Source organism: Paraburkholderia monticola (assembly GCF_001580545.1).
GTDB lineage: Bacteria > Pseudomonadota > Gammaproteobacteria > Burkholderiales > Burkholderiaceae > Paraburkholderia > Paraburkholderia monticola.
On the sequence record NZ_LRBG01000038.1, the window covers coordinates 282459 to 296305 of the forward strand.

At 64.5% G+C, this 13847-nt stretch carries 14 protein-coding genes; 11 read left to right on the plus strand and 3 right to left on the minus strand.

The window, feature by feature from the left end; all coding sequences use genetic code 11:
* Window positions 1–97: 97 nt before the first annotated feature.
* The 3 genes from CI15_RS28770 to CI15_RS28780 all read left to right on the plus strand — a co-directional run bounded on the left by CI15_RS28770 (window position 98) and on the right by CI15_RS28780 (window position 3780).
* Window positions 98–1177, plus strand: coding sequence for a porin (locus tag CI15_RS28770; protein WP_062134929.1), 1080 nt, complete (start codon window positions 98–100; stop codon window positions 1175–1177).
* A 365-nt stretch (window positions 1178–1542) separates the two neighbouring features.
* The gene (locus CI15_RS28775; RefSeq protein WP_062134932.1) at window positions 1543–2472 is read left to right on the plus strand and encodes a helix-turn-helix domain-containing protein; all 930 of its coding nucleotides are present in this window, start codon (window positions 1543–1545) and stop codon (window positions 2470–2472) included.
* Between the two features lie 129 nt (window positions 2473–2601).
* Window positions 2602–3780, plus strand: coding sequence for a lactonase family protein (locus CI15_RS28780; protein WP_062134935.1), 1179 nt, complete (start codon window positions 2602–2604; stop codon window positions 3778–3780).
* A gap of 7 nt (window positions 3781–3787) precedes the next feature.
* On the opposite strand, the gene CI15_RS28785 is transcribed toward CI15_RS28780, so the two are convergent.
* Genes CI15_RS28785 through CI15_RS28795 form a run of 3 tightly spaced genes read right to left on the minus strand, consistent with a single transcriptional unit; the run spans window position 3788 to window position 6496 of the window.
* The gene (locus CI15_RS28785) at window positions 3788–4525 is read right to left on the minus strand and encodes an ABC transporter ATP-binding protein (protein WP_062134940.1); all 738 of its coding nucleotides are present in this window, start codon (window positions 4523–4525) and stop codon (window positions 3788–3790) included.
* Window positions 4522–5388 (minus strand): ABC transporter permease, encoded by an 867-nt coding sequence (locus CI15_RS28790; RefSeq protein WP_062136223.1) that lies wholly within the window; start codon window positions 5386–5388, stop codon window positions 4522–4524. Before CI15_RS28790 ends, CI15_RS28785 begins: the two co-directional genes overlap by 4 nt.
* A 28-nt stretch (window positions 5389–5416) precedes the next feature.
* Window positions 5417–6496 carry an aliphatic sulfonate ABC transporter substrate-binding protein gene (locus CI15_RS28795; protein WP_062134943.1) on the minus strand — a complete coding sequence of 360 codons (1080 nt, stop codon included), beginning with the start codon at window positions 6494–6496 and terminating at the stop codon, window positions 5417–5419.
* Between the two features lie 235 nt (window positions 6497–6731).
* On the opposite strand from CI15_RS28795, the gene tauA reads away from it, so the two are divergent.
* The 8 genes from tauA to CI15_RS28835 all read left to right on the plus strand — a co-directional run bounded on the left by tauA (window position 6732) and on the right by CI15_RS28835 (window position 13797).
* A complete protein-coding gene (gene tauA, locus CI15_RS28800; protein ID WP_062134945.1) occupies window positions 6732–7781 on the plus strand; it encodes a taurine ABC transporter substrate-binding protein in 1050 nt (349 codons plus the stop codon).
* Window positions 7778–8557, plus strand: coding sequence for a taurine ABC transporter ATP-binding protein (locus tag CI15_RS28805; protein ID WP_062134948.1), 780 nt, complete (start codon window positions 7778–7780; stop codon window positions 8555–8557). The genes tauA and CI15_RS28805 overlap by 4 nt, the downstream gene beginning before the upstream one ends.
* The gene (locus CI15_RS28810) at window positions 8557–9441 is read left to right on the plus strand and encodes an ABC transporter permease subunit (protein WP_062134951.1); all 885 of its coding nucleotides are present in this window, start codon (window positions 8557–8559) and stop codon (window positions 9439–9441) included. The genes CI15_RS28805 and CI15_RS28810 overlap by 1 nt, the downstream gene beginning before the upstream one ends.
* Window positions 9442–9585: 144 nt before the next feature.
* The gene (locus CI15_RS28815) at window positions 9586–10404 is read left to right on the plus strand and encodes an ABC transporter substrate-binding protein (RefSeq protein ID WP_062134954.1); all 819 of its coding nucleotides are present in this window, start codon (window positions 9586–9588) and stop codon (window positions 10402–10404) included.
* A gap of 91 nt (window positions 10405–10495) precedes the next feature.
* On the plus strand, window positions 10496–11239 hold the full coding sequence (locus CI15_RS28820; RefSeq protein WP_062134956.1) for an amino acid ABC transporter permease: 744 nt from the start codon (window positions 10496–10498) through the stop codon (window positions 11237–11239).
* Window positions 11239–11976, plus strand: coding sequence for an amino acid ABC transporter permease (locus CI15_RS28825; protein WP_062134959.1), 738 nt, complete (start codon window positions 11239–11241; stop codon window positions 11974–11976). The genes CI15_RS28820 and CI15_RS28825 overlap by 1 nt, the downstream gene beginning before the upstream one ends.
* Before the next feature lie 40 nt (window positions 11977–12016).
* Window positions 12017–13036 carry a succinylglutamate desuccinylase/aspartoacylase family protein gene (locus CI15_RS28830; protein WP_062134962.1) on the plus strand — a complete coding sequence of 340 codons (1020 nt, stop codon included), beginning with the start codon at window positions 12017–12019 and terminating at the stop codon, window positions 13034–13036.
* A gap of 209 nt (window positions 13037–13245) precedes the next feature.
* On the plus strand, window positions 13246–13797 hold the full coding sequence (locus CI15_RS28835; RefSeq protein WP_062134965.1) for a GNAT family N-acetyltransferase: 552 nt from the start codon (window positions 13246–13248) through the stop codon (window positions 13795–13797).
* The last annotated feature ends 50 nt before the right edge of the window (window positions 13798–13847 follow it).

Consider the following 13847-nt stretch of genomic DNA (forward strand, 5'->3'; position numbering starts at 1 on the left):
CGCATCTCCTATTCTTGGCTTCGGCAGTGGGCTCACCGCTGCTTGGATGTGCCTATAAGCATCGACATTCCGATGCGTATAAAAATGGAGATGTCGCATGAAAAGAATGATCACTCTCGCATCCGGCGCGGCCCTGTCTTGCGCTTCCCCCGTCTTCGCGCAGTCGTCGGTCACACTCTATGGCGTGCTCGATAATGGCCTCGCCTATCAAAGTTCGAGCGGCAACAATTCAGCGCTCAAAGCGGTACCCGGCGGACTCTTCGCGACACGCTTCGGCTTCAAGGGCAGCGAGGATATCGGCGGCGGACTGCACGTCAATTTCCAGTTGGAGCAAGCCTTTTCTGGTCAAACGGGGGCAGCGACAGACCCGACCAAGGCCTTCAATCGTCTCGCGTTCGTCGGCCTGTCCGGTGGATTCGGAGAAGTGCGCTTCGGCTTGCAGAACTCGCCGCAATACGACGTGCTTCAGGCGGCAATGGATCCGTCGTGGGTCAAGAGCATTGCTTCGCCGATGAACAACTTCAACGCGCTGATCATCCGCGCGAACAATGGCATCTCGTACTACACCCCGACGTTTGGTGGGCTGAATGCCAAGTTCATGGTGGCATTGCGCGATCCCGCGAACGGAGGGGCCAACGGCATCGGGTTCTACAACATCGTCGTCCAGTACATCAACGGACCGTTGAACGTCGCGGCCGGCTACGAACGAGGAGACGAGCCCAGTGTCGGAGCGGGTGGCAGTTATTCGCTCGCAGGGGGTGCCGCCGCGGGTCCGGGTGCGGTATTGAACGTGTTCAACGCGGGTGCTTCGTATGAGATCGGGGCCAACCGCATCTGGCTCGCCTATCACACGGAGAATCTGACCAATACGCCGAAATACATGCAGCACGACGTCTATCAGATATCGGACTCCTATCAGTTCGACCCATTTTCTCTTCTCTCGTTGATGTACGGTTACCTGCACGATCGCACCGGCAAGGGCAACAATGCGCAGCAACTGGGCCTGCTGTTCGAGTACTCGCTGTCGAAATCGACCGAACTCTATACGGCGGCCGGCTTCATCCAGAACCGGAATCAGGCCGCCTACACGCTGTCCGGCACCGCGTATTCGGGACTCGCGCTGACGCCCGGCACCAACACGCGCGGCATCGGGGTCGGCCTCGTGCACAAGTTCTGAGGCCACGACGCGAACTGATGCGCGCGGAAACGCTTGGAAAAATTCGTCAGTTTCCGCGAGCCGTTCGACAGTGCTAGGATGATGCCCCGAGGCTGGGGCGCTTCCTTTTTGATCAGGGTAAATACCTCCTCGCGTTTGCCGACGTCGCACGCTATTCGCGAGGGACGTGCGCCATGTTCGAATCGGGTTCGGCGTGGGCAAACCATCGAGGGGACCATCGGTCGAGCCCCGGCGCCATCACAAGCACTGCAAGCCGAGCGCCGCAGCGGTTCTGCCGCGCATCGGCGGCCGCCGATTTCACGCAGCAGCCCGCGCTTGCCATGCAGGCCGCGAGCGCCAAGCGAATCGGCCGTCAAGGAGACTGTATGACACTCAGCGCCGCGGCGAAACATCAGCCCAGAGCGGTCGCGAAGGCGAAGCGGACCACCGTGCCGAAGGTCCGCCTGTACGTCGAGCGCCCCGAAACGAAAAACTGGTTCGTGCACGTCGGACACGTGACCGACCGCGGCCGCTGGCGCACCGAGCCGCACGCGCATCCCGCTTACGGTCAGGTCATTTTTGTGCACAGCGGGCGCGGCGTGATGAATCTGGAGGGCGAGAGCGTTCCGTTCGAAGGCCCTTGCGCGTTGCTGCTGCCCACTGAATGCGTGCATGGCCTCGACTACGAAGTCGACGTCGACCGCTGGGTCGTCACGATCGAGGTCGCGTATTTGACGCAGGTCAACGCGAAGCTGCGCGAATTCATCGCGCTGTGGGAGGCGCCGCGAGTGATTCCGCTCGGCGATGCCGCCGATGCGGGCATGGCGTTCTACAGCCTCATCAACAGCCTGAAGCAGGAAGCCGAATCCGACGCGGTCGGTCACGTGGTCGGCACCGAAGCGCTGCTGACCACGCTGCTGCTGAAGCTCGCGCGCGCCACACCGCTCGAGCAGGCCGCGAGTGAAAGCACGTCGCGCAACGACATGCGCCTCGTGGATCGCTTCCGCAAGCTGATCGAGGAGCACTACCGCGAGAATCTGACGCTGCAGGATTACGCGTCGAAGATGGCCGTGTCGCTCGTGCAGTTGCGTGCGGCCTGTGCGTCCGCGGCCGAGCAGAGTCCGACCAAGATGATTCACGCGCGCCTCATCACCGAAGCCAAGCGCAACCTGATTTTCGGCGACATGTCGGTCGAGCAGATCGCGTTCGGGCTCGGTTTCGCCGATGCCGCGTACTTCACGCGCTTCTTCCGCAGGGAAGTGGGCCAGGCGCCGAGCCAGTTCCGCGTCGCGGCGCGGCAGCAGCCGAACCGGTAGCGCCTGCCGAGCGAAGGCAGTCTTCAATAAGTCCAGGCGAATCGGTGTTTTGTGCAGGGACGGCCAGCGGCGATTCGACTACGCTTGGCCAGATCGTTCCCATCGCTTGCGTCTCTACGTTCATCGAATATGACCCGGTTGTTCCAGCAGAATCGCGCCGCGCGCCATGCGCTGACGGCGACATGCGCCGCGCTGACGTGGTCGGCGGGCATCGTCGGCGTACCGTTGCATGCCGCTGAGTCGCCCGCGGCCGCGCACACCGAATTCGTTTATGTCGGCACGCTGAACAAGCAGATCAGCGCGCTGCGTTTCGATCCCGCGAGCGGCGCGCTGAGCGCGCTCGGACCGGTCGCCGAAGGGGCGAAATCGACGTGGGTCGCGGCCTCGCCGCAAGCGCCGGTGCTCTATGCGGTCGACGACGACAGCGCGAAAGAAGGCAGCATCACGGCCTACGCGGTCGATCACGACAACGGTTCGCTGAGCACGCTCGGCATGGTGCAGACAGGCGGACGCGGCACCACGTTTCTGCGCTTCGACGCACCGTCGATGACCTTGCTCGGCGCGAATTACAACAGCGGCTCGGTGTCGAGCGTCGCGGTCAATGCGGACGGCAGCGTCGGGCCACTCGTCTCGACGCTCGCGGAGACCGGTTCCGGCCCGAACCGCCGTCAGGCGAGCGCGCACGCGCACGGTATCGCGGTCGATCCATCCGGCCGCTACGCGCTCGTTGCGGATCTCGGCGCTGACCGCGTGTTCGTCTATCGCTTCGATCGCGCGACGCATGCGCTCTCGCAGGACGACGCCACGCGCGCGGCCACCTTCGTCGCGCCAGCGGGCAGCGGCCCGCGTCACCTCGAGTTCTCCGCGAACGGGCAGTTCGTCTATCTGCTGACCGAGTTGAGCGCGCAAGTGCTGGTGTTTCGCTGGGACGCCGCGCAAGGCACGCTGACGCACGTGCAATCGCTGCCGATCAGCACGGATGGTTTCGATGGCATGAAAAGCGGCGCCGAAATCGCGCTCGGCCGCGATGGGCGTTTCGTCTATGTCGAGAATCGCGGGGAAAACGCGCTGGTGGTCTATCGCGTGAATGCGCAGACGGGCGAGCTCTCGCTCGTGCAGCGCATCGCATCGGGTGGCGACAAGCCGTGGGGTTTCGGCATCGATGCGTCCGGCCGTTGGTTGCTCGTCGCGAATCAGCGCAGTGGTAAGGTCAACGTGTTCAGCATCGATGCGGCGTCAGGCAGGTTGGCCGATACGGGGCAATCGGCCGATGTCACCGACCCGTCGAGCGTCGCGTTCGTGAAGTAGCCGCCCGCTACATCTCCAGCAGCACATCGCGCAGCGCATTCAACGACGCATCGCGCGGATTCCTCGGCCGCTGCAACGTCACCGGCAGTTCGCGCGCGATGCGGCTCGGGCCACCCGCGCTCGCCGGGGACAACAACAGCACCCGGTCGGACAGACTCAGCGCTTCGTCGAGATCGTGCGTGACGAGCAGCACCGTCGTGCCGCGCGCGTGCTTCAACGCGAGCAGGAGTTGCTGCAGGCGCGCGCGCGTGATCGCATCGACGGCGCTGAACGGTTCGTCGAGCAGCAACAGGTCGGGTTCGCTGAACAGACCGCGTGCGAGCGCCACCCGCTGCGCCATGCCGCCGGACAGTTGCTTGGGCAGTGCGTCGCGCACGCCCGCGAGACCCATTTCGGCGAGCAGCGCATCGACGCGCGGATTATCCCCCGCGTGCGGACCGGCGGCAAACGCAACGTTGTCCGCGACGCTGAGCCAGGGCAGCAGGCGCGGTTCCTGAAAGATCATGCCGACGCGCGACGACGGCGCGAGCAAGGGTATGCCGTCTATCAGCACGGAGCCCGTGGCCGCGCGGTCGAGTCCCGCCACCGCGCGCAGCAGCGTGCTCTTGCCGCAGCCGCTGGGGCCGACCAGACTGACGATTTCACCGCGCGCGAGCGCGAACGAGACCTGTCCAAACACGTTGCGCTCGCCAAAGCGCCGCGTGAGTCCACGTACTTCGAGCAATGGAGCGAGTGGCCGATTCATCGCGCGGCCTCCGAGCCCTCGTGCGCATCGCGCCACGACAGCGCGCGTAGCTCGAGCGCTTTCAGCAGGCCGTCGCTCAGTTTGCCGAGCAGTGCGAGCAGCAGGATCGCGCCGAACACCAGATCCGGGCGGCCGGTTTCGCGACCATCGCTGAGCAGATAGCCGAGCCCGCGCGTCGCCGCGATCAACTCGGCGGCCACCATGAACATCCACGCGAGGCTCAGGCCGGTGCGCAGTCCCGTGAAAATCTGCGGCATCGACGCCGGCAGCAGGATACGCGTGAATAGCGCGCGCCGGCCCAGCCGGTTCAACTGGCCGAATTCGATCAGCTTGCGGTCGACGCCGCGAATGCCCGCCACCACGCTCAGCTGCACCGGAAAAAATGCGCCGATCGCGATCAGCGTGATCTTCGGCGCTTCGTCGATGCCCATCCACAGCAGCAGGATCGGCACCCACGCGAGCGATGGAATCGCGCGCAAGGCCTGGAACGCGGGGTCGAGCACCGCATCGATGCGTCGGCTCACGCCCATTGCCGCGCCGATCAGCAGCGCGAGCGCGGCGCCGATCGCAAAGCCGCCGTACACGCGCATCACGCTCGCGCCGATATGCCGCGCGAGCCGCGCGGCGCCGAGATCCCAGAGCGTTTGCGCGATCGCGCTCGGCGCGGGGACGAGATGCACCGGCAGTATCGACGCGCGTACCAGCACCTCGACGACGCCCAGAAACACGACAGGCAGCGCAAGACCGGCATAGCGCCACCACCGCAACGGGTCGTGCGCAAGCGGCGGCTGTGCGAGTTCGCCGCACGTCGGGCAGGGCGCATCGCGTCGTGCGAGCGTGAAAAGGTCTTTTGCGGCACTCATCGGCGGACTCGCGTCGATCGTGCGGGTTTCATTTGTTGCCATTGCTCGCGGTCGCAATCACCGGTTGAGCGACGCTGGCGTCCACCAGCGCATTGATCACCGCGTTCAGATCGGTGCCGTTCCTGACGAGCTGCTCGTCGATCAGAATCGGCGCGGCGGCTTTGAGCGCGGCAATCTGCCGGGCGCCCGGCTGTGGCTGGCTGAAATCGTTGCGGCTCAGCTGCAGCTTCGCGACCGGTAGAGAGACCCTGGATTCTTCCGCGACGATTTTCGCGGTGTCGTCCGGATGGGCGGCAATCCAGACACGCGCTTTTTCATAGACCTTCAGCACGCGCGCGAGCGCGTCTGGGTGTTCGCGGATGAAGTCTTCGCGTGCGTTCAGGAAGCCCCAGGTATTGAAGTCGACGTTGCGATACAGCAGCCGCGCACCGTCGTCGATCTGCGCGGCCGCCATGTGCGGGTCGAGCCCAGCCCACGCGTCCACCTGGCCGTTGGCGAGCGCGGTACGCCCATCGGGATGCTGCAGATTGACGATCTCGACGTCGTCGCGCGAGAGGCCCGCCGTATGCAGTGCGCGCAACGTGAACAGGAACGGATCGGTGCCCTTGGTGGCCGCGATCTTCTTGCCCTTCAGGTCGGCGAGCGTTTTGATCGGCGAGTCCTTGCGCACCACGAGCGCGGTCCACTCGGGGCGCGAGAAGATGTACACCGCGCGAATCGGATTGCCGTTGGCCTTGCCGAGCACGGCGGCGAGACCCGCGGTCGAGCCGATATCGATGGCGCCGCTGTTCAGGTACTCCAGCGCGCGGTTGCTGCCGAGACTCAGCACCCACTTCACCTGGGTGTGGTCGCTGGCAAATTCCTGTTCGAGCCAGCCATTGCGCTTGATCACGAGGCTTTCCGGCGAATAGTACGCATAGTCGAGCTTCAGCTCGTCGAGCGGTGCGGCGGTGGCGGCGGTGGCGCCGTGGGTCGTGCCGAATAGACCGAGCGCGAGCGCGGCCGCGGCCGTCTTCAGCCAATGACGCCTGCCGCGCTTGCGTTCGCCGCCGGTCGTGTTGGCATGGCGCGCTGTCGCGATCAATGAAAAGCCCCGAGCCGGTTCCATCGTTTTGTCCTTGTCGTCGCATTGGGTGGTCGTCCAATGTAACCAGCGCGGTGGCGCAAGCGAACCAACAAATGCTCAGAATCAAAGCAGTTTTGGCGCTATCGCGGATGGCGGCGACGCGAAAGCAATGCTGAGCGCCAGTGATTAGCTATGCACGATTCATTCGAACCGGCCCGGTCGAAACTGCCTATAGTCGGAAGCCTCTTCGCATCTCAAACCAACGAGCAGGCTTCCGATGAATCACTCTCTCCGTCAAGTGCGGCGTGCGTTGCGCGCCGTCGCCTTCGTCGCGGCATCAGCCGGCATTGCCGCGCTGACGCCGTTCGTGTCGTCCGCGCAGGCGCAAAGCCGCGAAGTCGTGATCGGCTATCAGGACATGGTCGTGCCGTGGCGCTACGCGCAGGCGACCGGCGCCGTCGAAAAGGCGACCGGCTACAAGGTCACCTATCGCAAACTGGGCAGCGGCGCGGACGTGGTGCGCGCGCTGGCGTCCGGCTCGATCCAGTTGGGCGAGGCGGGTTCGAGCCCGATCGCGGCGGGTCTGTCGCAAGGCGTCGATCTGTCGCTGTTCTGGATTCTCGACAACATCAACGATGCCGAAGCGCTGGTCGCGCGCGATGGTTCCGGCGTCGCGAAGATCACCGATCTGAAGGGCAAGACGATCGGCGTGCCGTATGTCTCGACCTCGCACTTCCATGCGCTCGTCGCGTTGCAGCAGGCGGGCGTCGATCCGTCGTCGGTGAAGATACTGAACCTGCGTCCGCCTGAAGTCGCCGCCGCCTGGCAGCGCGGCAACATCGACGCGACCTATATCTGGGACCCGGTGCTCGCGAAGGTCAAGCAGAACGGCAAGGTGCTGATCACGTCGGGCGAAGTCGCGAGGGAAAGCGGCAAGGCGACCTTCGACGGCTTCGTCGCGTCGCGCCAGTTCGAGCGCGACAACGCGGCCTTCATGGCGGGTCTCGTCAAGGTGCTCGCCGATACGGACGCGCTGTATCGCGATCACAAGGCCGACTGGACCGCGAATTCGCAGCAGGTGCAGGCGGTCGCGCAGGAGTCGGGCGCGGCGCCCGCGGACGTGCCCGCGAGTCTCGCGCTGTACGCGTTCCCGAGCGCGGCGGAACAGGCGTCGCCGAGCTGGCTCGGCGGTGGCAAGCAATCCGGCGCGGCGCAATCGCTCGCGGCCACGGCGGCGTTTCTGAAGACGCAGGGCACGATCCAGAACGTGTTGCCCGATTACTCGGCGGCCGTGAATCCGCGCTTCGCGCAGCAGGCCGCGCGATGAGCATGCTCGACATCCGCGGACTGCGCGTGACCTACGACGGCGCGAGCGAGCCCGCGCTCGCGGGTGTCGATCTGCGCATCGAGCGCGGCGAGTTCGTCGTCGCGCTAGGTGCGTCGGGTTGTGGCAAGACCACGTTGCTCAACTGCATCGCCGGCTTCGTCGATCCGGGCGAAGGCGAGGTGCGCCTCAACGGCACGCCGATCGACGGGCCTGGCGTCGAGCGCGGTGTCGTATTCCAGAAGCACGCGCTGATGCCGTGGCTCGACGTGCTCGACAACGTAGCGCTCGGCCTGCGGTTTCGCGGCATCGCGCGTGCCGAGCGGCATGAGATCGCGCGGCGCACGCTCGCACTCGTCGGGCTCGAACGTCATGCGAACGCGAAGATTCATGCGCTCTCTGGCGGCATGCAGCAGCGCGTGGGCATTGCGCGTGCGCTCGCGAGCGATCCGGAAATCCTGCTGATGGACGAGCCGATGGGCGCGCTCGATGCGCTGACGCGCGAGGCCGTGCAGGAGCTCGTGCTCGACGTATGGGCGCGCACGCACAAGACGGTGTTCTTCATCACGCACAGCGTCGAGGAAGCGCTGTTTCTCGCGACGCGTCTCGTGCTGATGACGCCCGGCCCTGGGCGGATCGCCGAAGTTCACGAGCTGCCGTTCGCCCGCGAATATCTGGCGACGCGCGATGCCCGTGCGGTGAAGTCGTCGCCGGCGTTCATCGAGTGGCGCGAGCGCTTGACGCGGCGCTTGCATCAGACCTTGCGGGAGGCCGCCTGATGAGCGTGATCGAATCGTCGCAACAGCGCACGCCGACAGGTGCGGACGTTGCGAAGAACACGACGCGGCCGCGCAACCCGACACAAGGCCGCAAGTCATACCGTGGCATGCCGGGCGAAGGACCGACTGCGTGGCTCAGCGTGCTATGCGTCGCCGCGTTCGCGCTGCTGTGGTGGACCGCGACCCATCTGCACTGGATACCACCGCTGTTTCTACCCACACCTGACGCGGTCTGGCATGCATTCGTCGATGCATGGAACGGCCGCATCCAGGGCGGCTTGCCGTTGTCCGAGCATCTGCTGTGGAGCGCCATACGGGTGTTCGGCGCCTTCGCGCTCGCGAGCGTCACCGCGATACCGGTCGGCATTCTGATGGGGGTGAGCCGCATCGCGCGCGGATTGCTCGATCCGCCGCTCGAGTTCTATCGACCGCTGCCGCCGCTTGCGTATCTGCCGCTCGTCGTGATCTGGTTCGGCATCGACGAGACCGCGAAGATCGTCGTGATCTGGCTCGCGTGTTTCGCGCCGATTGCGATGGCGGCGCGCGCCGGCGTGCGCAGCGCGAGCGTCGAGCAGGTCAACGCGGCGTGGTCGCTCGGCGCGAATTTTCGCCAGGTGGTGCTGCATGTCGTACTGCCCGCCGCGTTGCCCGAAATCCTGACGGGCTTGCGCATTGCGATCGGCTTCGGCTGGACCACGCTGGTCGCGGCCGAAATGGTTGCCGCCACCGCGGGGCTCGGTCAGATGGTGCTCAACGCGTCGAGCTTTCTGCGCACCGATGTGGTCGTGATGGGGATCGTGCTGATCGGCCTGATCGCGTGGCTGTTCGATCTGGTCATGCGCGCGCTCGAACGCAGACTCGTGCCGTGGAAGGGCAAGCAGTAACGGCGCATAGCAGAATCGCCGCTTAGCTCGTGACGATTTGTTGGTTCGCCATTGCGGTGCGCATTGCTACAGTCTGCGCCACGCGGTCGTGATGCAGTCGTGGATCACGTCGCAAGTCAGAACATCCAATACCAAGGCCCAAGCATGAAAATCAAATTCGTTGGCGCAGCAGTCATGGGGTTGCTGCTCGCGTTCTCCGGCGTCGCGCACGCCGATCGTCTCGATGACATCAAGAAAGCGGGTGTGCTGCGCGTCGCCACGTTCGACAGCAATGCGCCGTTCGGTTTCGTCGATGCGAAGACCAACCAGATCGTCGGGCTCGACGTCGACTATGCGCGCGCGCTAGCGAACAAGCTCGGCGTGAAGCTCGAAATCCAGCCGACCAATCCGGCCAACCGCATCGCGTTTCTGAAGTCCGGCAAGGTGGATCTCGTGTTCGCCAACTTCACGATTACCGACGAGCGCAAGAAGGAAGTCGATTTCAGCACGCCGTACTTCGCGTCGGGCACGCAGTTCATCGCGAAGAAGGGCGTGCTGAAGTCGCCGCAACAGCTGAACAGTTTGCGCGTGGGCGCCGACAAGGGCACGACGAACGAGCAGCAGGTACGCGCGCAATTCCCCAACGCGACGATCGTCGCCTACGACGACACGCCGTTCGCGTTCGCCGCGCTGCGCGCCGGCAACGTGCAGGCGATCACGCAAGACGGCCCGAAGCTCGTCGCGCTGCTCGCGAACGTGCCCGACAAGGCGAACTACGAGATCCCGCCGTTCACGATCTCGAACGACTATGAAGGCGTCGGCGTGCCGAAGGGCGAGACGCGTCTGCTGAGCGTGGTCGACGATACGCTGAAGGGCCTCGAAGCGGACGGCACCGCCGCGAAGATCTACGACCACTGGTTCGGACCGGAGAGCCGCGCGCCGCTGCCGCGTCTGTTCAAGATCGGTGATCCGCAGAAGAGCTGATCCTTAAATCGCTTTAGAGAGCCGGCCTGCTGTGTAAAAACGGCGGGCCGCTTGTCATTGCATAACGAAAGCGCTTGTGTAGAAGGGCAGAATGAACGGCTGGCTGGAACCGAAGTACCTGGGATGGATCGCGCATGGCTTTCTGATGACGCTGGTGTTGTCGGTCTGCGCGGGCGCGGCGGCGACGCTTGCCGGTTTCGGCCTCGCGCTCGCGCGTAATGGCCGCAACGGCATGCTCGCACGCGCGGCCGCGCTGTATGTGATGGTGTTTCGCAATTCGCCGTTGCTCGTGCAACTGCTGTTCTGGTATTTCGGTGCGGCGACGCTATTGCCGCAGTCGTGGATGGAATGGCTCAATGCGTCGCACGCCGTTTCACTGTGGGGCTGGACGATTGCGTGGCCGTCGTTCGAATTCGTCGCGGGCTGGATCGGGCTCACGTGCTATACGACCGCTTTTGTCGGCGAGGAATTTCGCGCCGGGATGCGCGGCGTCAAGGACGCGCAGCATCAGGCCGCCGCGGCACTGGGCCTCACGCCGCTCGCCGCTTTCCGTTACGTGATCCTGCCGCAGGCGATCCGTATCGCGACGCCGCCGCTTGGCGGGCAGTACATGAACCTCGTGAAGAATTCATCGCTGGCGATGACGATCGGGCTCGCGGAGTTGTCGTACGTATCGCGTCAGGTCGATACCGAAACGTTCAAGACGTTTCAGGCGTTCGGCGCGGCGACCGTGCTGTATATCGCGATCATCGCGTTTATCGAAGCCGCATTGCTGGTGTTGAAACGTAGCGACGCCCGACGCGTCGGCGCCCGCATCTGGCAAGGAGAGCACTGATGAGCGCGCTCGACTGGCTGCCGTCGCTGCGCTACCTGCTGCTCGGCACGTTCCCCGATGGGCCGCTCGGCGGCGCCGCGTTGACGGTGGCGATGTCCATCGTATCGGCGTTGCTGTCGGCATTGTTCGGCCTCGCCGGCGGGATCGCACTATCGATGACTCGCGGCGCCGTGCATCTCGCCCTGACCGCCGTGGTCGGCTTCTTTCGCGCGATCCCGGTGCTGATGCTGATCTTCTGGACTTTCTTCCTGATGCCGATGTTGCTGCACATCGACGTGCCGGGCCTCGCGACGGTGATCTGTGCGCTCGCGCTGATCGGCGGCGCGTATCTGTCGCATTCGGTGCAGGCGGGCATTGCGGCAGTCGGCGCGGGGCAGGCGCAGGCGGCGGCGTCGCTTGGCATGACGCGCTGGCAAGCGCTGCGCTACGTGCAATTGCCGCAGGCGATACGGATCATGATGCCGTCGTTCGTCAATCAATGGGTCACGTTGATCAAGGACACGTCGCTGGCTTATATCGTCGGCGTGCCCGAGTTTACGTTTCTCGCGAATCAGGTCAATAATCGGCTGATGGTGTACCCGGTGCAGATTTTCCTGTTCGTTGGCGTCGTCTATCTGCTGCTGTGTTCGGCGTTGCAGTATGGTGCGACGCGATTGCTGAAACGCCGCTGGCGCGACGGCCATGGCACGGCGAGTGGCGATGCGAAGATCAAATGGCAGTTTCCGTTTGGCGCCTAGGTGGAGCGGCTAGAACGCCGTTATTTCCGCGAGCGAGGCAATGAGTTCAACCATCACGTCGGCCAATCCGATTCGCAGCGAAATCGACCTGGATGCAGCGGGCAAGCAGACGGGCTATCTGCGGCTGCCGCATTCGGTGCATCGGTCCGCGTATGGCTGGCTGCCGATTCCGATCGCTTCGATACGCAATGGCGCAGGCCCGGTCGTGCTGATCATGGCCGGCAATCACGGCGACGAATACGAAGGGCAGATCCTCGTCTCCACGCTGATCCGCGAACTCGAACCGGCGCACGTTTGCGGCCAACTGATTCTGTTACCGCAAGCCAATGCGCCAGCGGCCGAAGCCGGTCTGCGCACGTCGCCGCTCGACGGCGGCAATCTGAATCGTTCGTTTCCGGGCGATCCGCAAGGGTCTCCGACGCAGGTGATCGCGCATTACATCGAACACGTGTTGCTCGCGCGCGCGGACTATCTGATCGATCTTCACTCCGGCGGCAGCTCGCTGCTCTATCGTGGCAATAACATGCTGGCGATCGATCCGCGCGACGACGGCGAGAACGAGCGGCTGCAACATGCGCTGCGTGCGTTCGGCTTACCGAACGCGTTCCTGCACGCGGAAAACCCGGTGCACGCAGCGACGGCCGCGCGCCGGCAAGGGGCCTTGTCGATCACGGCGGAGTTGGGCGGTGGCGCAACCGTCGACGCGGCGCTGCTGCGCGAAGCCCGCCAGGGGCTGTTGCACTTCCTCGGCGCGATCGGCGTATTGAGCGGTTCGCAGGTGCCCGAGGCGCCGCCTGCCGACACGCGCTTTCTGCGTGTCGCGGGCGCGCGTCATTACGTGTACGCCTACGACAACGGCCTGTTCGAACCGCTGGTCGAACTCGGCGAGCGGGTGGTCGCCGGGCAACCGGCTGCGCGCATCCATTTCCCGGACACGCCGCTGAAAGAGCCGGTGATCTGTCGTTTCTCGAGCGAAGGCGAAGTCGTCTGCAAGCGGGTACCCGCGCTCGTCAGGCGAGGCGATTGCCTGTTCCATCTCGCGGAAGAAGTGGCCAACTGAAGCGACGCTACAGCGCATGTCGCGCGTACGTTTCCACGAGCATCACAACGTGATATTGGCGTTGCTCCACGCAATCGCAGCGCGTTTGTACGCGGTCGCAGCCAATCTCCATACCAGATAAAGATAGCGAAATTGCTTGGTTAGCGGCAACGCGGCTGCACGCTATCGTATGAGCTCCTGAATATCCGCTGACTTATCGTCGATCGTTCATGAGCACTCTCGTCGTTGACACCACGCCACTCGATCCTCGCGCGCAGCCGCTGCTCGACGCGCTGCTGCACGAATATGCGACACGTTACGAAGACTATCGCAAGGACGGCGGCGCGGCCGCCGCGCAGGAAATGGCGCGCTATCCGGCCGAGCTGTTCGCGCCGCCGCAAGGCGCGTTCGTTCTGCTGATTCGCGATGGCGAGACGATCGGCGGTGGCGCGTTCAAGCGCTACGACGCGCGCACGGCCGAACTCAAACGTATCTGGACGCGCGACGATCTGCGCCACCAGGGACTCGCGCGACGGGTCGTGCACGAACTGGAAGCGCGCGCGCTCGCACAGGGTTATGCGCGTGTCTACCTGACGACCGGCTTCATGCAGCCGGAAGCATGGGCGCTTTACGAACGCACCGGCTATACGAAGCTGTTCGATACCGCGTTGCCGCCGGAAGTGCACGTGCATCTTCGCTTCGGCAAGAACCTGCTCGCACCGCAAAACATCGACACGCTCGACGACCTGCGTGCAAAAGACGCCGATCTGGCCGCTCGCTAAACGCCGATTCTTCTTCCCACACTACAACGGACACGTGATGAAAACAGGTC